The organism is Streptomyces sp. NPDC096046 (genome assembly GCF_040303285.1).
In the GTDB taxonomy this organism is placed as follows: domain Bacteria; phylum Actinomycetota; class Actinomycetes; order Streptomycetales; family Streptomycetaceae; genus Streptomyces.
Window position 1 is genome coordinate 9048 of the sequence record NZ_JBEOSZ010000035.1, and the last position, 17971, is coordinate 27018.

Sequence of the window (17971 nt, forward strand, 5' to 3'; positions counted from 1 at the left end):
TACCGAGACCTCGGCCGCCCTACCGGACCCGGTCGGCACGGCCGAGACCTCGGAACCGGTCCCCGGACCTCCGGCCCGGTCGGGCGCCCCAGGGCTGTCCCTGTGCCCGGCGAGGGCCGGGCACGACGATGCCGCCGTACCAGACCCGGTCGGCGCTACCGAGACCTCGGCCGCCCTACCGGACCCGGTCGGCACGGCCGAGACCTCGGAACCGGTCCCCGGACCTCCGGCCCGGTCGGGCGCCCCAGGGCCGAGCGCGGCCGGGTCGTACTCGCTGGGCGGCTTCTCCGGACTGGGCGCGGCCGGGTCGATACTGCCGTACCGCTCCTCTTGGCCGTACTCGATGTGCGGCCTGTCCGGGCTTCTGTCGGCGGAGCGGTGCGGCAGGTCGGCCATGCGTGCCGGAGCGCTCGCCTGCTCGGTGGTTCGCTCGTGGTCGTCGGTGGGCGGGTTCGGCGTCCGGAACGCGTCGGACAGCAAGTGCCGGGCGTCGCGCACGGCCGGGGCGTCCGCGCCCGCTCGCCGTGCGGCCGCCGCTCTGTCGTCCACGGCCCTCTGCCGGGCCCGGCGCCTGCGGCGGGCGCCTTCCCGCTCGGTCTCCTCGCGGGCCCGCCGCGCGTCGTCCCGCGCCGCGCGCAGCGCCTCACGGGCGATGTCGGCGGCGCGTGGCGCGGCTCCCCCTGCCCGGGCGGAAGGCCGCACGGGGGCGGCAGCGGTGGGGACGGTCCCCGCCGGGGCCGGGCTGGTCCGAGGGTCACCGTGGGGTGCCTGGGGTTCCGGCGTCGCGGCTGCCGGGGCGACGCCTGGTGCGCCGACGCCGCCCAGCGCACCAGTGGCCTCCCCGGCACCGGCAGTCTCCGAGGCATCGGCAATCTCACTGGCATCGCCGGCCTCGAATGAACCGGTACGGGCGGCTTCGGTGGCATCAAGGGCCTCGGAGGAGGCGATCTCGGCAGCACCCACTGTCTCCGAGGAACCGGAGGCCTCGCCGGCATCGGCGGACGCACCGCCGACGGTCACGGCGGCATCGGCGGTATCGACGGTCTCGGAGGAACCGGCGGTCGCGGGCGCCCTGGTGGGTTCAGGGCCCTGGTCTGCCTCGCGGCTGTCGGCGGCTATGGCCCCGCAGTCGTCCTCCCGACCGGCGGCCTCGGAAACATCGGTGATATCGGATACATCAGAGTCATCACAGGCATCAGGGACACCAACGGCATCGGGAACATCGTCACCGGCCTCGTCCCGGACGGACGCCGCCCTGCGGAGCGCCTCGCGTGCCACGTCTGCCGGGCCGGGGGTTCCCTGGTCAGGGGCGCGCCCGGCCGGGGGCGGGCCCGGCCGGGTAGTCGGTGCCGGGCCGGTTTCCCTGGCCGCCCGCTCCCGGGCCTCGCGCAGTGCGCGGCGGGCCTCGTCGGCCGGGCTGGGGGTCATGACGACCTCCGCAGGGACACCAGGTCGGACAGCTCCCGGTCCGTCAGTTCCGTGAGGGAGGACTCGCCGGAGCCGAGGATCGCGTCGGCCAGGGCCCGCTTGGACTGGAGCATCTCGGCGATGCGGTCCTCGATGGTGCCCTCGGTGATGAGGCGGTGCACCTGGACCGGCTGGGTCTGGCCGATGCGGTAGGCGCGGTCGGTGGCCTGTTCCTCGACGGCCGGGTTCCACCAGCGGTCGAAGTGCACGACGTGGCCCGCCCGGGTGAGGTTCAGGCCGGTGCCGGCCGCCTTGAGCGACAGCACCAGGACCGGCGTCGAACCGGCCTGGAAGCGGTCCACCATGCGCTCCCGCTCGGGGACCGCCGTACCGCCGTGGAGGAGGTCGACCGGGACCGCGCGGGTGGCCAGGTGGGTGGTGATCAGGCGGGCCATCCCGACGTACTGGGTGAAGACGAGGGCCGACCCGTCCTCGGCCAGCAGCGTGTCCAGCAGCTCGTCCAGCAGGGCGAGTTTGCCGGAGCGGGCGGCGAGCCGGTCGCCCACGGCCGGGGTGTGCTCCTCCTTGAGGAACAGCGCCGGGTGGTTGCAGATCTGCTTCAGCGACGTGAGGAGCTTCAGCACCAGGCCCCGGCGGGGCATGCCCTCGGCCGTTTCGATGGCGAGCATCGACTCCCGGACCACCGCCTCGTACAAGGCGGCCTGTTCGCGGGTGAGCGGCACCGGATGGTCGGTCTCCGTCTTGGGCGGCAGCTCGGGCACGATGCCCGGGTCAGACTTCTTGCGGCGCAGCAGGAAGGGCCTCACCAGGCGGGCCAGGCGCTCCACCGCCTCCTCGTCCTCGCCGTTCTCCACGGCCCGCGCGTGCCGGGCGCGGAAGGACTTCAGGGGGCCGAGGAGGCCGGGGGTGGTCCAGTCGAGCAGGGCCCACAGCTCCGAGAGGTTGTTCTCGACGGGTGTGCCGGTCAGGGCCACGCGCGCGGGGGCCGGGATGGTGCGCAGCGCCTTGGCGGTGGCCGAGTAGGGATTCTTCACGTGCTGCGCCTCGTCGGCGACGACCATGCCCCAGGCGCGCTCGGCCAGGGCGGGGGCCGCCGAGCGCATGGTGCCGTACGTGGTGAGGACGAAACCGCCGTCCCGGCCGTCGAGGCTGCGGTCGGGGCCGTGGAAGCGGCGGACCGGGACTCCGGGGGCGAAGCGGGTGATCTCCCGCTGCCAGTTGCCGAGCAGGGAGGCCGGGCAGACGACGAGGGTCGGTTCGCGGCGGGCCCGCTTCAGGTGCAGGGCGATGAGGGTGACGGTCTTGCCGAGGCCCATGTCGTCGGCGAGGCAGCCGCCGAGGCCCAGGGAGGTCATCAGGTCGAGCCAGGCCAGGCCGCGGAGCTGGTAGTCCCGGAGGGTGGCCCGCAGAGCCGTGGGCGGCTCCGCCGGGCGGATGCCCGCGGTCAGGCGGTCGCGCAGGGCGGCCAGGGCGCCGACCGGTACGGCCTCGACCGTCTCGCCGTCCACGTCGGCGGTGCCGGTGAGGGCGACGGACAGCGCGTCGACCGGGTCGAGCAGGCCCAAGTCGCGTTTGCGGGCCTTGCGGACGAGCGCCGGGTCGACGAGCACCCACTGGTCGCGCAGCCGGACGACCGGGCGGTGGGCCTCGGCGAGGGCGTCCATCTCGGTGTCGGTGAGCGGGTCGCCGCCGAGGGCCAGCTGCCAGCGGAACTGGAGGAGGTCCTCACTCTCGAAGAAGCCGGTGCCGTCGGTCGCCGAGCCGGGGGCCGGACGGACCACCGCCGCGGCGGACAGGTCCTGCGCGAGGTCCCGCGGCCAGTGCACGGCGACCCCGGCTGCGGCGAGCCGGGTCGCCGCGACGCCGAGCAGGTCGTTCAGCTCGTCCTCGGTCAGGGCCAGCACGTCGGGCACGTCCTGGTCGGCGAGCCGGTCGAGCGGGGGCCAGACCCGGGCCGCCCGGCGGACGGCGAGGGCCGCGTCCACGCGCGCGCGGGGTCCGAAGGCGTCGGCGGCCGCGCCCGCCCACAGGGCCGCGGCATCGGCCACGAGGGTGGGGTCGGCGAGGCTGTGCACCTGGACGATCGCCGCGCCGGCGCCGCCGTCGGAGGCGTCGTCGAACAGGTCGTAGGCGGACAGGTCCAGGCGCAGCGAGACGCGCACGCCGGCGTCCATGCCCGCGGCGACCTCGGCGGCCCAGTCGTGGGCGGCCGGCAGGCGCTGGGCCTGGCGGGCCGCGAAGGGCCGGCCGGAGGTGTGCGGCGCGGCCGGGGTGCGGGGCAGGGTGTCGGCGACCGCGTCCAGGAAGGCGCGCACCAGCGCTTCCGGTTCGGGCAGCCGGAGCGGGCCGGGGCCGGGCAGCGGGACGGCATGGCCTTCGTGGGGCAGGGCCGCGGCGACCGCGCGCAGGTGCGCGACGTCGTCCGGGTCGAGGGGACCGGCGCGCCAGGCGTCGTGGCCCGTGGCGGTCAGGCCGGGCAGCAGCCGGCCGCGCGCGGTCAGTCCGAGGGCGTGCAGGGCCGCCGCACCCCAGCAGGCCGTGGCCGGGTGGGCCGCCGGGTCGTGCCGGGCGCGGACGAGGAGGGGCAGGGCCGCGTCCAGCGGGAGGGACAGGGCCGGGGTGGTGCGGCGCCGGACACCGGCGGTGCCGTGCGGGCGGACGACGGTCAGCTCGGTGCCCTCGGCGGGCGGGAGCTCGGCCGGAAGAACCTCGCCCTCGGGGTCCCAGAAGGCGATGCGCCCGTCGCGCGGAAGGGGCGCGGGCAGGAAGACGGCCGGGAGCCGGACCGGGACCGTGGGGTCCGCCGTCCGATCGGTCGTCTCAGCCGTCTCGCCCATATGTCCTGCCACCTCCCGCCCCGCGTGCCGGATCAGTTGTCTCCGACTCTACGGGCGGGGTCTGACATTGATACTCGTAGCGGGTTCCGGTGGTCGTGGCTCAGGGTCTGACCGATGTCCCGCCGGACTGTCCCATCGGCTCCGGCGGGCTCAGGGCACCGTCTGGGACACGACGTACACCCAGGGGTACGCCGGGTTGGACAGGTCCACGACCACGTCGTGGGTGGGGGCGGGATTCTTCTGCCGGTGGACGAAGCCGAACCACGCGTCGTTCGCGGCGAACTTCCAGCCGGTGACCTTCCGGTCCCGGGCGCCGATCGTGATCTTGCCCTTCTTCAGATCCTTCCGGGTCACGCCCAGGCCGGTCAGATAGGCGTCCAGACCGGCCGCGTTGGTCTCGAACTGGGTGTACAGGCGGCTGGTCTTCCAGTTGTTGGTCTCGTAGTACGCCACGTGCCAGGCGGGGTGCGGGACGGGCACCTGGTAGATCCGGCGCTGAAGCTTGGAGGGCCAGCCCTCGGTGAGGCCGGTCGCCGAGTACTTGGCCTCCTTGTCCTTGCCGCTGTCACGGCTCTGGTTCGCGGAGATCACGAGGTAGCCGGCCGGAATGCCGATGAGCAGCACGATGATCAGCAGGGTGAGGGCCCTGCGGCGGTTCCTGCGGCGGCGGTCCTCGACCGGGCGGTCCCGCTCGTCGGGCCAGGATCCCTGGTGGGGCAGGGAGGCGGTCACGGCGTCTCCTGGGTACTGCGGAGCGACTGTGTGTACCGCTCGTAGCGCTCGTAGCGCTCCACGCGGCGGCGCTTGGCGCGGCGGAAGCGGCGGGCGACCAGCCGGGCGAGGTCGGCGGCGCCCACCATGCCGGCCTCGGGACCGAGTTGGGCCCGGACGATGCGGGCCTCGGGGCGGTAACCGCGGCCGGTGAGATGCCGCTTGAAGGCGTCCCGGGCCGGGCCGATCAGCAGGTCGTCGGCGGCCGAGACACCGCCGCCGATCACGAAGCAGGACGGGTCGAGGGCGGCGGCGAGGTTGGCGATGCCGACGCCGAGCCACTGGCCGATGTCCTGGAGCAGTTCGATGCACATGGCGTCGCCGTCGCGGGCCAGCTCGGTGATCATCGGGCCGGTGATGTCCCCGATGCTGCCCTTGACGTGCTCGATGATCCCGTATGCGACGGGCGAATCGGCGGCGGCCAGCTCGCGAGCCTCGCGGACCAGGGCGTTTCCCGAGCTGTACTGCTCCCAGCAGCCCCGGTTGCCGCAGGGGCAGCGGTGGCCGCCGGGCACGACCTGCATATGGCCGAACTCGCCGGCCACGCCGTACTTGCCGCGCTTGACCTGGCCGTCCTCCAGGATGGCGCCGCCGATGCCGGTCCCCAGGGTGATCATGACCAGGTGGTCCTCGCCGCGGCCGGCGCCGAAGCGCCACTCGGCCCAGGCGGCGGTGTTGGCGTCGTTGTCCACGAGGACCGGTACGGAGAGCCGGCCCGAGAGGCGGTCGCGGAGCGGTTCGTTGCGCCAGGACAGGTGCGGTGCGAACAGCACCCGGTTGCGGTCGGCGTCCACCCATCCGGCCGCGCCGATGCCGACGGCGTGCACGTCGTGCCGGTCGGAGAGGTCCAGGACCAGCTCCGCGATGGTGTCCTCGACGACCTTGGGGCTTTTCGACTTGTCCGGGGTCTCCGTGCGGAGCATCTCCAGGATGTTGCCGTCGGCGTCGACGACGCCCGCCATCACCTTCGTGCCGCCGATGTCGATGCCGACCGTGGGCACGCGGGGTGCCGTCAGGTGGGAGCGGCGCTCCCGGGTGCCGACGGTGCGGAGCACGGTGGCACGGCGGGAGCCGATGGGGGCGGTGAAGTCGCGATAGGTGCTCATCGCCGCCGATTCTGCCTCACGGGGCGGCGGGGTGCGGAGCACAGGGGTGGCGCGGATCGTCGTCGGGTGCGGGTGCGCGGCGGCTCGTGGCGCGGCCACCCGCAGCCCTCACGTACGTACGAGCAACTGGAACTCGAACGAATAGCGCGTCGGACGGTAGGTGTGGGTGCCGAACTCGACCGCGCGGCCCGTGTCGTCGAATGTGACGCGTTGCATCGTCAGCAGCGGCGCGCCCGTCTCCTCGGCCAGCCGCTCCGCCTCCTCCGTCGTCGCCGCCCGGGCGCCGATGGACTGGCGGGCGCTGTGCAGGGTGATGCCCGCTGCCCGCATCAGGCGGTAGAGGCCCGTCGTCTCCAACTGGTCGGTGTCGAGGCCGATCAGGCCGGGGGGCAGGAAGTTGCAGAGGTGGGCCATGGGCTCGCCGTGGGCGAGGCGCAGGCGCTCGACGCGGTGGACGTCGCTGTCCTCGGCGACTCCGAGTGCGGCCGCGATCTCGGCCGGGGCGGGGACGAGTTCGTTGACCAGGACCCGGGTGGCCGGGCGTTGGCCCGCCGCTTCCAGGTCGTCGTAGAGGCTGCTGAGCTCCAGAGGGCGTTTGACCTGGCTGTGCACGACCTGCGTGCCCACGCCGCGGCGGCGTACGAGGAGGCCCTTGTCGACGAGCGACTGGATGGCCTGGCGGACGGTCGGCCGGGACAGGCCGAGCCGGGCGGCGAGTTCGATCTCGTTGCCCAGCAGGCTGCCGGGGGTCAGCGTGCCGTGCTCGATCGCGGCCTCCAGCTGCTGGGACAGCTGGAAGTACAACGGCACGGGAGAGCTGCGGTCCACGCTCAGCTCGAGCTGCACGGTCGGGTCCACTTCTGGTTTCGGCACGGGCCGAGCGTAGCTCCGTGCGTTGTTGACGGGAAGTCGTGTAGTCAGATTGTCCGGACATACAGATTGACAGCGACGGGCTGTGCACGCACTTTGTTCTCATGCGCATCGGCGTCATCGGTACGGGCCGCATCGGCACCATCCACGCGAACACGCTCAGTCGGCATCGCGACGTCGGCTCCCTGATCCTCACGGACGCGGACCCCGGCCGGGCCCAGGACCTGGCGCACCGGCTGGGCGAGACGGCGGCGCCCGGCGTGGAGGAGATCTTCCGCTGGGGGGTCGACGCCGTGGTGATCACGACGGCGACCTCGGCCCACGCCGAACTGATCGGTCGGGCAGCACGCTCGGGCCTGCCGGTCTTCTGCGAGAAGCCCATCGCACTGGATCTGCCGGGAACCCTGAACGCGATCGCCGAGGTCGAGGCGGCCGGCACGGCTCTCCAGATGGGCTTCCAGCGCCGCTTCGACGCGGGCTACACGGGTGCCCGCGAGGCCGTGCGCTCCGGACGGCTGGGGCGCCTGCACACCGTGCGGGCCCTCACCAGCGACCAGGCGCCCCCGGACGCCGCGTGGCTGCCGCTGTCCGGCGGGCTGTACCGGGACACGCTGATCCACGACTTCGACGTGCTGCGCTGGGTGACCGGCCGGGAGGTGGCGGACGTCTACGCCGCGGGGTCCGACGCCGGCCCCCGGATGTTCCGCGAGGCGGGCGACGTGGACACCGCGGCCGCGGTGCTCACCCTGGACGACGGCACCCTCGCCACCCTGACCGCGACCCGGATGAACGGGGCCGGCTACGACGTGCGCATGGAGCTCGCCGGGGAGCGCGACCAGATCGTGGTGGGTCTGGACGACCGTACGCCGATCGCGTCCACCGAGCCGACCGGGCCGCCGGCGGCGGACAAGCCGTGGACGGGCTTCCTGGAGCGGTTCGGCCCCGCCTACGAGGCGGAGCTGAACGCGTTCGTCGAGGTCGTCCGGGGTGAGCGGGCCAATCCCTGCGACGGGCGTGAGGCGCTGCAGGCGCTGCGGATCGCCGAGGCGTGCGAGCTGTCGCGGCGGGAGCGCAGGCCGGTGCACCTCGCGGAGATCCCCGGTGGGGCCTGACCCGGGTTCGCCCGAGGGCCGGCGCCGGGCGGTCAGTGCTCTTCCCGTTCCTCCTCCAGGAGCCCCGCGTCGTGGGCGAGCAGCGCGATCTGCACACGGTTGTTGAGGTCGAGCTTGGCCAGGATGCGCGAGACGTGCGTCTTCACGGTGGCGACGCTCATGAAGAGGCCGGTGGCGATCTCGGCGTTGGCCAGGCCCCGGCCGACCGCGACGGCGACGTCCCGCTCGCGGTCGTTGAGGACGGCCATGCGGTCGCGTGCGCGGGTGCGGCGCGTGTCACCGGCGGTGCCGACGGCGTGCCGCATCAGCTGTCGGGTGACCGTGGGCGACAGGACCGGGTCGCCGGCCGCGACGCGGCGCACCGCGGCGAGGATCTCGGCCGGCGGGGTGTCCTTGAGGACGAACCCGGCGGCGCCCACGCGCAGTGCGCGCAGGACCTGCTCGTCGGCGTGGAAGGTGGTGAGCACCACCACCTGCGGTGCGTCCGGGCGGACGCGCAGCCGCTCCGTGGCGGTGAGACCGTCGACCGTCGGCATCCGGATGTCCATGAGGACGACGTCCGGGCGGGTTCGGTCGACGAGGGCCTCCACCTCGGCGCCGTCGGCGGCCTCGCCGACGATCTCGATGTCGTCGGCGCCGCCCATCATGAAGGACAGCCCGGCCCGCACCAGCGGGTCGTCGTCGACGAGGAGCAGTCTGATCGCAGTCATGGGTCTCACGTAATCACGGCCGGGCCGGGCGGCGGGCCCGGACGGGGTGACGGTCCGCGCCGACGCCCCGCCCGGCGAAGGGGGTTGACGGCCCGCGCCGACGCCCCGCCCGGCGAAGGGGGTTGACGGCCCGGGCGGCGGGCGCTCATCCGTACGGCAGCCACGCCCGCACCTCGAATCCGCCCTCGGGTGTGGGTCCGTGCTCCAGTCGGCCGCCCGCCAGGGTCGCCCGTTCCGTCAGGCCGATCAGGCCCTGCCCGGAGCCGGGGACGGCCGGCACCTCGCCCTCGGGCGGCGGATTGTGCACGCGGACGGTGAGACCGGTGCCGGGCGCGCCGGTGACGGTCACGGTGACCTCCGTGCCGGGGGCGTGCTTGCGCGCGTTGGTCAGACCCTCCTGGGCGATCCGGTAGGCGGTGCGGCCGACGGAGGACGGCACGGTGGCGGGATCCTCGACGCGCTGGTCGAGGGAGACCTTCATGCCGGCCTCGCGGGACTCGGCGACCAGTGGGTCCAGCGCCGCGAGCGTGGGCTGCGGCCGGCCCGTGTCGTCGGGCTCGCCCGCCCGCAGGACGCCGATGATCTCCCGCAGGTCCTGGAGCGCGTCGTGCGCGCTCTCCCGGATCACGCCCGCCGCCCGCGCCGTCTGCGCCGGGGGCGCGTCGGGCCGGAACTCCAGGGCGCCCGCGTGCACGCTCAGCAGCGTCAGCCGGTGCGCGAGCACGTCGTGCATCTCCCGCGCGATGGCCTCGCGGGCGAGCCGCTGCGCCTGTTCGGCCCGCAGCCGCGCCTCCGTCTCGGCGCGCCGGGCGCGGTCCCGCAGGCTCACCACGAGCTGCCGTTTGGCCCGTACGAACATGCCCCAGCCGACGCTCGCCACGGTGAGCAGCCCGGCGAACAGCACGCTCACCACGTAGGGAAGGTCCGCGTCGGGGCGCAGCCAGTAGTAGAGGGGCACCGCCGCCACGTTGACGCCGCCCACCCAGGCCACGTACCGGAAGGGACGGTGCACCGCGAGGGTGAACAGTGCGATGAGCCCGGCGCCGCCCGCGGTGTCCGAGACGAAGGTGAGGGGGGTCATCGCCACGGCGAGCCCCAGCGGCCAGCGGCGCCGCAGCCAGACCGCAGCGCAGGCCAGCGCACCGATCACCTGGTCGATGACGGCCAGTCCGGGCGGCACGTGGGGATTGTCGGCCAGCGCGTCCGCGGCCACCACGCCCAGCAGCACGGCCAGCAGGAAGCAGGAGAAGTCGACGACCCAGTCGCGGGCGGTGCGCCGGGGTCGGCGCCCGGCCCGTGCGGCGTCGGGGTCGAGTTGGTGCAGGAGCGCCGACGGGAAGAACCATCTGCGGCCGGTGAACAGCGCGGGCGCCTCGCCCACCGGCAGCGGGGAAGCGTGCCCCACCTCGTCACCACTCACGAGCGACAAATCTACGCAGCGGTGGCCCGTTCCACCCGTCCCCGGGCCGGTTCGTCGACCAAAGTCGGCACGCCGCAGACTTTCGATGCCGCGGCGGCGCCGGAGCGGGGACTTCCGTCCCCGGGCCCGCGCCCCGCGGCCGATGCGCGTGGAGGATCCGCGGGGCGAGGCTCGCGGCATGAAGCAGGTACTGGAGATTCTCGGTTTCCTCGCCCTGGCGCAAGGTGTGGCGGGCCTGGTGCACGAGTTCACCGCCTGGAACTGGGGCCTGGTGCAGCGGCTGGGGTTCCTGGACGGCTACGAGATCTACGCGAGCGTCGCGCTGCTCGTGCTGGGCGTCGCCCTGTTCGCGGCGGCCGGGAGCCGGAAGTCCGTGTGAGCGGCGCACGGACGCCCGGCCCGGGCTCCGGCGGGGTTCAGCAGCGCGACGCCCTCACACGTCCTCCGGCAGCCCGAACTCGCCGTACTCCGGGCGGCCCTTCAGGTCGTAGCTCTGGATCGACACGCCCGCGCCGGTGACGCTCCCTCCGGCATGCTCGAACGCGGTCGGTACGGCGCCCTCGGCGAACAGCCGGAACCCGGAGCCGAGCACGACCGGGAAGGTCAGCAGGTGCAGGGTGTCGACGAGGTCGAGCGCCAGCAGGGACCGCAGGAGGGCGCCGCTGCCGTGCACCTGGACCTCCCCGTCGGTGCGCTCCTTCACGGCGGTGACCTCCTCGGCCAGATCACCGGAGAGCACCGTGGTGCCCGCCCAGCCGGGGTCCGTCAGGGTCGAGGAAGGCACGTACTTCGGCAGCGAGTTGAGCCGGGAGGCGACCGGGTCCGTGGGGTCGGTCACCTTGGGCCAGTAGGTGGCGAAGATGTCGTAGGTGCGGCGGCCGAGCAGGAAGGCGCCCGGGCGGGCGAAGACCTCGCCGATGAACCGGCCGAAGTCCTCGTCGGCGTAGGGGAAGCTCCAGCCGCCGTGGCTGAAACCGCCGCGGGTGTCCTCCTGCGGCCCGCCGGGGGCCTGGTAGACGCCGTCGAGGGTGACGAAGAGGGTGGAGACGAGCTTGCCCATGGCGGGTGCCTTCCTTCCGGGTCGGACGGGATCTGCTGCCATGGGTTCAGACCCCACCGGCACCCGCAACTCATCGCCGCGCCGGACACGCCTATGCGCGCCGACGGCGCCGGATGCCCTTTCTCACCGCCGCGACGCCCGGCAGGGCGGCCCTGGCCGGCAGGCCTGCATAGCCGTGCCGTGCCCCTGGCTCGCTGCGGCAGCCACCATGCCTCCGACGGAACCCAGACCTGCGAGCCATCTCGGGCGGCAGCCCGCCCGTGCCGTCGACGGAACCCGGACCCCGCGAGGCATGGCCTGGGGCGGCAGCCCGCCAAGCCGCCGACGGAACCGGACCCGCGAGGCATCTCGGGCGGCAGCCCGCCCGTGGTAGCCCGCCAAGCCGCCGGCGGAACCCGGGCCTGCGAGGCGGCCCGCCGCCCGACGGTCCGCCAGGGGTGGGGTTCCACGGTCGGGTTCGCCGTCGTGGAAGAGGTTCCGTAGATCCGGACGGCGGGCGTCCGGTGCGGCCTCCCCTCCCGGACCTCGACGTCCGTTCACCGCCAGCGGCGTGGCCGTGCCGCCGCTGGGATGGAGCCATGACTTCTCGAGGAACTCTGCACGGCAAGGTGGCTCTCGTGACCGGCGGGAGCCGTGGGATCGGCGCGGCGACGGCGGTGCGCCTCGCCCGGGAGGGCGCGGACGTGGCCGTCACCTATGTGAACGGCAAGGAGGCGGCCGAGGCCGTCGTCCGGGCGGCGGAGGCGCTGGGGCGCCGGGCGGTGGCGCTGCGTGCGGACGCGGCCGAGGCCGCCGCGGCGGCCGAGGTGGTGGACGCGGCGGCCGAGGCGCTGGGCGGGCTCGACATCCTGGTGAACAACGCGGGGGTGGGGGTGCTCGGGCCGCTGGAGACCCTGTCGCTCGCCGAGGTGGACCGGGTCCTCCACGTCAACGTCCGGGGCGTCTTCCTGGCTTCTCAGGCGGCCGCCGCGCGGCTGCCCGACGGCGGGCGGATCATCACGATCGGCAGTTGCATGGCCCAGCGGGTGCCCGGACCCGGCGGGACGCTCTACACGACGAGCAAGGCGGCCCTGGCCGGGCTGACGAGGGCACTGGCCCGGGAGCTGGGCGGGCGCGGGATCACGGCGAACCTCGTCCTTCCCGGCCCGATCGACACGGACATGAATCCGGCGGACGGGCCGTACGCGGCCGGCCAGGCCGCGATGACGGCGCTGGGCCGGTTCGGTACGGCGGACGAGGTGGCCTCGATGGTCGCGTATCTGGCGGGGGCGCCGTATGTGACCGGTGCCGAGCTCTCGGTCGACGGCGGTCACGCGGCGTGAGGGACGTGGGGCGCGCCGGTGTTCTCCGGCCGGGGCGCCCCACGGTCGTCGGGAGGGTCAGCCACCCAGTTCCTGGTGGCGGGCGGCCAGCCGGCTCGCCCCCTCCCGGGTCAGGGAGCCGAACAGGCGCAGGCGGGAGATGCCGCCGTCCGGGAAGATGTCGACGCGCGCCTGCGTGCCGACGGCCGGCGCCGGCAGGACGAAGCGGTGGTTGGTGTCGGGCTGGAGGCGGGTGCGGGGCAGGATCTCCTGCCAGTCGCCGTCCTCGCCGTCCTTGACGGATACCGAGGCCCAGCCGGCGCTGTTGCCCTTGAGGTAGGCGGTGTCGATTTCCAGGGCGCGGATCTGCGCCTGTGCGGCCAGCCGGTAGCGGATCCAGTCGTGCCCGCGGTCCCGGCGGCGGCGGGTCTCCCAGCCGTCGTCCATCTTGTGGGAGCGGCCCGGCTGGATGGTGTTGGTGGCGGGCGAGTAGAAGAGGTCGGAGGCGTCCTCGGCCCGGCCGCCGTTCTCCAAGGCGACGACGTCGAAGGTGCCGAGCGCCTCCAGCCAGGCCGGGTCGGGGATCACCTCGCCGTGGACGCGCAGGCGGGCGATACCGCCGTCGGGGTGCTGGTTGATCCGCAGGTGGGTGAAGCACTGCTCGACCTCGACGGCGAACCCGTTCGCCGCGTGGCCGCCGACCGGGGTGCGCGGGACGAGGGTCGTCCACTTCACGGCGTCCCCGAGGAGCTCCTGTGGCGAGGGGGAACCCGCCACGCGGGTGCCCTGGACGGAGACGGCCTGCGGGTGGTTGCCGCGGAAGTGGGCGGTGTCGACGACGATCCCGCGGATCACGCCCGGTGCGCCCAGGCGCACCAGCGCCCAGTCGTGGTCCTCGGCCGTCGGCCAGGGGTGGTCTGCGGAGGCGCCGCGGCGGCGGCGCGTCTCCCAGCCGTCCATGATCTTGCCCTTGTGCCCGAAGTGCTCGGGGTCGAACTCGGCGGGCCCGGGCACCAGCAGGTTCTCGCGCTGGGCGAAGAACTCGTCGTTGGCGGCGATGACACCGGCCCCGAGGCGCCGGTCGGCGAGGTCGGTGTACCGGGTGAAGGGGAAGTCGGCGGTGCGGTAGTCCGCGTACGGGTCACCGCCTCCGTAGGGGTTCGCGTCGCCGGTGAAACTGGGAATCGCCGTCACGGTGATCAGGTCTGCCTTTCGAGGTCCGGGATGGTGGTCAGTGGGTCCGGGTGAGGAGCTGCCCCTTCGGCTCGGTGAACGCGCCGTCCGCGACGATCCGCTGTCCGCGCAGCCAGGTGGACTTCACGACGCCGTGCAGGGTCCTGCCCGCGTACGCGGTGACGTGGTTGCGGTGCTGGAGGGCCGCCGGGTCGACGGTGAAGGTCTCGTCGGGGGCGAGGACGGCGAAGTCGGCGTCGCGGCCCACCGCGATGGCGCCCTTGCGGTCGTCGAGCCCGACGAGTGCGGACGTGCGCGTCGACATCCAGCGGACCACGTCCTCCAGGCCGTGCCCCCGCTCGCGTGCCTCGGTCCACACGGCCGCCAGGCTCAGCTGGAGTCCGGAGATCCCGCCCCAGGCCGTCGCGAAGTCGTCGGTCTTCAGGTCGGCCGTGGACGGGGAGTGGTCGGTGACGACGCAGTCGACGGTGCCGTCGGCGAGTGCCTGCCAGAGCAGGTCCTGGTTGGCGGCCTCGCGGATGGGCGGGCAGCACTTGAACTCGCTGGCACCGTCGGGGACTTCCTCGGCGGTGAGGGTCAGGTAGTGGGGGCAGGTCTCCACGGTGATGCGAACGCCCTCCGCCCGCGCCCGCGCGATCATCGGCAGGGCGTCGCTGGAGGACAGGTGCAGGACGTGCACGCGCGCGTGGAGGGCCTTCGCCTCACGGATGAGCTGGGCGATGGCGGTGTCCTCGGCGTCCCGGGGGCGGGAGGCGAGGAAGTCGGCGTACCTGGGGCCGGGCTGCTGCGGGGCGGAGGCGAGTCGGCGGGGGTCCTCGGCGTGCACGATGAGCAGTCCGTCGAAGGCGGCGATCTCGGCCATGGCGCGGGCCAGGGACTCCCGCTCCAGGTGCGGGAACTCCTCCACGCCGGACGGCGACAGGAACGCCTTGAAGCCGAACACGCCCGCTTCGTGCAGCGGGCGGAGCTCCTTGACGTTGTCGGGCAGGGCGCCGCCCCAGAAACCGACGTCGATGTGCGCCTTGTCGGCGGCCACCTGCTGCTTGGTCCGCAGGTGCGGGACGGTCGTGGTCGGCGGGAGGGAGTTGAGGGGCATGTCGACGAGGGTCGTGATGCCGCCGGCCGCCGCGGCGCGGGTGGCCGTCCAGAAGCCCTCCCACTCGGTGCGGCCGGGGTCGTTGACGTGTACGTGCGTGTCGACGAGGCCGGGCAGCAGCACGTGGTCGCCCAGGTCCTCCAGGCGGGTGGCCTCCGGTACGGGCGCGTCGTGCGGGAGGACGGCCGTGATCCTGCCGCCGGCCACCGCCACGGACGCGGCCCGCGTTCCCTCGGGAGTGATGACGCGCGTCGAGCGCAGCACCAGTTCAGCGTCGGACACCCGAACCCCTTACTTCCGCGTAACGGAATTCAACTTTCTGTTGAAGGAGTCTTCACTCCCTCTCCCGCGCCGTCAAGGGCACACTGGACCGCGGCGCCTTCCATGCGAACACCTCTGGACGTTTCCACAAAGCGGAATTAAAATTCCAGCAAGCAGAACGTAACTACGTCCAAGCGGGGAGTCAACCGACTGCCGGGTAGGCTTCTGCCCTTCCCGCCCGCCCCGAAAGGAACGCGCCGTGCCGACGTCCAGCGCCAGCACCACCGACTCCGCCCGGTCCTCCGCCAACGGCGGCGTCCAGTCCCTGGAGCGCGCCTTCGACCTGCTCGAACGGATGGCGGACGCGGGCGGCGAGGTCGGCCTGAGCGAGCTGTCCGCGAGCAGCGGGCTGCCCCTGCCGACCATCCACCGGCTGATGCGCACGCTGGTGGCCTGCGGGTACGTACGTCAGCAGCCGAACCGGCGGTACGCGCTCGGCCCGCGCCTGATCCGCCTCGGCGAGTCGGCCTCCCGGTTGTTGGGCACCTGGGCGCGGCCGTACCTCGCGCGACTCGTCGAGGAGACCGGCGAGACGGCGAACATGGCGCTGCTGGACGGGGACGAGATCGTCTACGTGGCGCAGGTGCCCTCGAAGCACTCGATGCGCATGTTCACGGAGGTCGGCCGGCGCGTGCTGCCTCATTCCACGGGCGTGGGCAAGGCCCTGCTCGCCGGTTTCCCTCCGGAGGAGGTACGGGCGCTGCTGTCCCGTACGGGCATGCCGGCCGCGACGGAGAAGACGATCACGACGGCCGACGGGTTCCTCGCGGCGCTGGAGGACGTGCGCCGGCAAGGCTACGCCGTCGACGACAACGAGCAGGAGATCGGGGTCCGTTGCCTCGCGGTCCCGGTGCCCGACTCCCCCACCGCCGCGGCCATCTCCATCTCCGGCCCGGCGGGCCGGGTCACGGAGGTAGCGACGGACAGGATCGTGCCGGTGCTCCAGCAGGTCGCCGGGGAGCTCTCCGTGGCGCTCGCCAGCCAGAACCCCGCGTAGCGGCGGCAGACCGCGAGGCTCCGGCCTCGCGGAGCCGTTTCCCGGCGGCGAGGCGGCCGACGCCCGTGCGGGGCGCCGACGGGACCCGGGGCGGTGAACGCTCCCCGGCCCTGCCGTCGCCCGTGCGGGGCGCCGACGGGACCCGGGGCGGTGATCGCTCCCCGGCCCTGCCGTCCGCGTCAGCCCGGCGTCGCGGGACCTGGCACGCCCCTCTGCGGCGCTGTCGCCGGTTGCCGACTTCCCCGGGCTTCGACGCCGCTCGTCGAGCAGGGGCCCCATCGCGTCGGCGCCCACCTCCGCCCTGCAGCCGGACGCACCGGGCCCCACTCGCGTCGGCCGGCAGGAACCGAGTCGAGCCGCCAGTCATGCCGGCCTGAGCCGAACGGCAGGCCCTAGAGGGCTTCTGATGGAACTACGTGGAAGAAGGAGCGGCGTTCGGTGCGTGCGATCGGCGTGCGCCGTGAACGGTCATGTGGCGGAGCCACCTGTCCGTTCACGGCGTGCGGCGAGCGTGCGTGCCGGGCGTCGTGACGCCGCGGAGATCCATCAGAAGCCCCCTAGCCCTGGCCCCGCATCGGCCCTCCGAAGAGATCCACCGCCCGCCGGACCTCCGTCAGCTCCGCGGAGAGCGCGCTCACCGAGCCGATCGCCCCCGCGATCAGCAGCAGGGAGCGGCGCAGCCGGCGGATCTCGGGGAGGCCGTCCGCGGCCAGGGCGGCCAGGGCGGCCAGTTCCTCCTCGGCGATGCTCCGGTCGGCGAAGTCGCCGGGATGGGCGGCCAGTCGGCGGCGCAACCGGGACACGGCGCAGGAGAGCTCCGTCACGCGCGGGTCCTCGTCGCCGCCCGTCACAGACCCCTGCCGCTTCTGCTCCACGCTCCACAACACAGTCCTCCCCCTCGCACCTCGCCGTGCGCGTGCCCTTCCCCTACGAAGTCCCCCGCACCGGCCGGCCGGGCACCCCGGCCGGTCGGTGCGGGGACAGTAAACGACGCGGGCCATCAGGCGCCAGTCCATTGCGTCATCGACTTGTTTCGCTGAGTGACTTTCTGGCCCGAGGCGCACGCCTGTCCGATCCGCACCCCGTGCCGTCGCACCCGCGTGCGGGGCGTGGGGTATGCAGGGGTCATGACGACACGGGAGACGACGGACGGGGCGCGGGGGGTCGCGGGTCTGCTGCTCGCCGCCGGGGGCGGGCGGCGGCTCGGCGGACGGCCCAAGGCGCTGCTTCCCCACCGGGGACGGCCGCTCGTGGAGCACGCGGTGCGGATCCTGCGGGAGGGCGGCTGTGCGACCGTCCACGTCGTACTGGGCGCACAGGCCGACGCCGTGCGCGCACGCGCCGCACTGCCGGGCTGCGTCCTGGTCGACAACCCCGACTGGGAGCAGGGCATGGGGACATCGCTGCGCGCCGGGCTCGGCTCGCTCGCCGGCACGGGCGCCCGGGCCGCGCTGGTGTCGCTCGTCGACCAGCCCGGCATCGGACCGGAGGCGGTGGCCCGGGTCCTCGCGGCGTACGAGGGCGAGGCGTCCCTCGCGTCGGCCGCGTACGACGGCGTGCGGGGCCATCCGGTGCTGTTCGGCGCCGCCCACTGGCCGGGCATCGCCGCGACCGCGACCGGCGACCGGGGGGCACGGGCCTACCTGGCGGAGCACCGGCGGGCGATCGCCCTCGTCGAGTGCGGGGACGTCGCCCGGCCCTTCGACATCGACACCGAAGCCGATCTGGCCCACCTGGAGTGAGCGGGG

At 74.0% G+C, this 17971-nt stretch carries 15 protein-coding genes and 1 pseudogene; 5 read left to right on the forward strand and 11 right to left on the reverse strand.

Features of this window, described 5'->3' with window-relative positions; translation table 11 throughout:
• The 5 genes and pseudogenes from ABTX62_RS26110 to ABTX62_RS26130 form a co-directional block, all read right to left on the reverse strand.
• Nucleotides 1–1428, reverse strand: a pseudogene (locus ABTX62_RS26110) (hypothetical protein); the annotation flags it as partial.
• Nucleotides 1425–4265: an SCO1167/SCO6262 family helicase gene (locus ABTX62_RS26115; RefSeq protein WP_352118490.1), complete on the reverse strand. Its 2841-nt coding sequence runs from the start codon at nucleotides 4263–4265 to the stop codon at nucleotides 1425–1427. The pseudogene ABTX62_RS26110 and the gene ABTX62_RS26115, both read right to left, overlap by 4 nt.
• Nucleotides 4266–4415: 150 nt before the next feature.
• On the reverse strand, nucleotides 4416–4997 hold the full coding sequence (locus ABTX62_RS26120; RefSeq protein WP_352118491.1) for a sugar kinase: 582 nt from the start codon (nucleotides 4995–4997) through the stop codon (nucleotides 4416–4418).
• Entirely contained in the window at nucleotides 4994–6142 is a 1149-nt protein-coding gene (locus tag ABTX62_RS26125) for an ROK family glucokinase (RefSeq protein WP_031106526.1), read from the reverse strand. The genes ABTX62_RS26120 and ABTX62_RS26125 overlap by 4 nt, the downstream gene beginning before the upstream one ends.
• A gap of 108 nt (nucleotides 6143–6250) precedes the next feature.
• Nucleotides 6251–6988: a GntR family transcriptional regulator gene (locus ABTX62_RS26130; RefSeq protein WP_352118546.1), complete on the reverse strand. Its 738-nt coding sequence runs from the start codon at nucleotides 6986–6988 to the stop codon at nucleotides 6251–6253.
• Between the two features lie 128 nt (nucleotides 6989–7116).
• On the opposite strand from ABTX62_RS26130, the gene ABTX62_RS26135 reads away from it, so the two are divergent.
• Nucleotides 7117–8124, forward strand: a complete 1008-nt coding sequence (locus ABTX62_RS26135; RefSeq protein WP_352118492.1) for a Gfo/Idh/MocA family oxidoreductase — start codon at nucleotides 7117–7119, stop codon at nucleotides 8122–8124.
• 32 nt (nucleotides 8125–8156) lie between these two features.
• Here ABTX62_RS26135 and ABTX62_RS26140 read toward each other — a convergent pair whose 3' ends face one another.
• Nucleotides 8157–8834, reverse strand: coding sequence for a response regulator transcription factor (locus ABTX62_RS26140; RefSeq protein ID WP_352118493.1), 678 nt, complete (start codon nucleotides 8832–8834; stop codon nucleotides 8157–8159).
• A 145-nt stretch (nucleotides 8835–8979) separates the two neighbouring features.
• Nucleotides 8980–10263, reverse strand: a complete 1284-nt coding sequence (locus ABTX62_RS26145; RefSeq protein WP_502998014.1) for a sensor histidine kinase — start codon at nucleotides 10261–10263, stop codon at nucleotides 8980–8982.
• Nucleotides 10264–10432: 169 nt separating this feature from the next.
• Between ABTX62_RS26145 and ABTX62_RS26150 the strand changes: the two genes are divergently transcribed.
• Nucleotides 10433–10633, forward strand: a complete 201-nt coding sequence (locus tag ABTX62_RS26150) for a hypothetical protein (protein WP_352118494.1) — start codon at nucleotides 10433–10435, stop codon at nucleotides 10631–10633.
• Between the two features lie 54 nt (nucleotides 10634–10687).
• Here the strand turns inward: ABTX62_RS26150 and ABTX62_RS26155 are convergent, their stop codons facing one another.
• Nucleotides 10688–11314, reverse strand: coding sequence for a dihydrofolate reductase family protein (locus tag ABTX62_RS26155; protein WP_352118495.1), 627 nt, complete (start codon nucleotides 11312–11314; stop codon nucleotides 10688–10690).
• A 578-nt stretch (nucleotides 11315–11892) separates the two neighbouring features.
• Between ABTX62_RS26155 and ABTX62_RS26160 the strand changes: the two genes are divergently transcribed.
• A complete protein-coding gene (locus tag ABTX62_RS26160) occupies nucleotides 11893–12636 on the forward strand; it encodes an SDR family oxidoreductase (RefSeq protein WP_352118496.1) in 744 nt (247 codons plus the stop codon).
• Between the two features lie 57 nt (nucleotides 12637–12693).
• Here ABTX62_RS26160 and alc read toward each other — a convergent pair whose 3' ends face one another.
• Together alc and allB are read right to left on the reverse strand one after the other, a co-directional pair.
• On the reverse strand, nucleotides 12694–13809 hold the full coding sequence (gene alc / locus ABTX62_RS26165; protein WP_352118497.1) for an allantoicase: 1116 nt from the start codon (nucleotides 13807–13809) through the stop codon (nucleotides 12694–12696).
• 37 nt (nucleotides 13810–13846) lie between these two features.
• A complete protein-coding gene (gene allB, locus ABTX62_RS26170; RefSeq protein WP_352118498.1) occupies nucleotides 13847–15187 on the reverse strand; it encodes an allantoinase AllB in 1341 nt (446 codons plus the stop codon).
• Nucleotides 15188–15425: 238 nt separating this feature from the next.
• Between allB and ABTX62_RS26175 the strand changes: the two genes are divergently transcribed.
• Nucleotides 15426–16223: an IclR family transcriptional regulator gene (locus tag ABTX62_RS26175; RefSeq protein WP_352118499.1), complete on the forward strand. Its 798-nt coding sequence runs from the start codon at nucleotides 15426–15428 to the stop codon at nucleotides 16221–16223.
• Nucleotides 16224–16780: 557 nt separating this feature from the next.
• Here ABTX62_RS26175 and ABTX62_RS26180 read toward each other — a convergent pair.
• Entirely contained in the window at nucleotides 16781–17074 is a 294-nt protein-coding gene (locus tag ABTX62_RS26180; protein WP_352118548.1) for a DUF5955 family protein, read from the reverse strand.
• Nucleotides 17075–17350: 276 nt separating this feature from the next.
• On the opposite strand from ABTX62_RS26180, the gene ABTX62_RS26185 reads away from it, so the two are divergent.
• Complete coding sequence (locus ABTX62_RS26185) at nucleotides 17351–17965, forward strand: nucleotidyltransferase family protein (RefSeq protein ID WP_352118500.1); 615 nt, start codon at nucleotides 17351–17353, stop codon at nucleotides 17963–17965.
• Nucleotides 17966–17971 lie beyond the last annotated feature (6 nt).

What these genes read in the sequence shown, in the direction of transcription:
- ABTX62_RS26150 (WP_352118494.1), top strand. Translation starts at nt 10,433, where the DNA reads ATGAAGCAGGTACTGGAGATTCTCGGTTTCCTCGCCCTGGCGCAAGGT.
- ABTX62_RS26115 (WP_352118490.1), bottom strand. Translation starts at nt 4,265, where the DNA reads ATGGGCGAGACGGCTGAGACGACCGATCGGACGGCGGACCCCACGGTC.
- ABTX62_RS26140 (WP_352118493.1), bottom strand. Translation starts at nt 8,834, where the DNA reads ATGACTGCGATCAGACTGCTCCTCGTCGACGACGACCCGCTGGTGCGG.
- ABTX62_RS26135 (WP_352118492.1), top strand. Translation starts at nt 7,117, where the DNA reads ATGCGCATCGGCGTCATCGGTACGGGCCGCATCGGCACCATCCACGCG.
- ABTX62_RS26185 (WP_352118500.1), top strand. Translation starts at nt 17,351, where the DNA reads ATGACGACACGGGAGACGACGGACGGGGCGCGGGGGGTCGCGGGTCTG.
- ABTX62_RS26160 (WP_352118496.1), top strand. Translation starts at nt 11,893, where the DNA reads ATGACTTCTCGAGGAACTCTGCACGGCAAGGTGGCTCTCGTGACCGGC.
- ABTX62_RS26155 (WP_352118495.1), bottom strand. Translation starts at nt 11,314, where the DNA reads ATGGGCAAGCTCGTCTCCACCCTCTTCGTCACCCTCGACGGCGTCTAC.
- ABTX62_RS26125 (WP_031106526.1), bottom strand. Translation starts at nt 6,142, where the DNA reads ATGAGCACCTATCGCGACTTCACCGCCCCCATCGGCTCCCGCCGTGCC.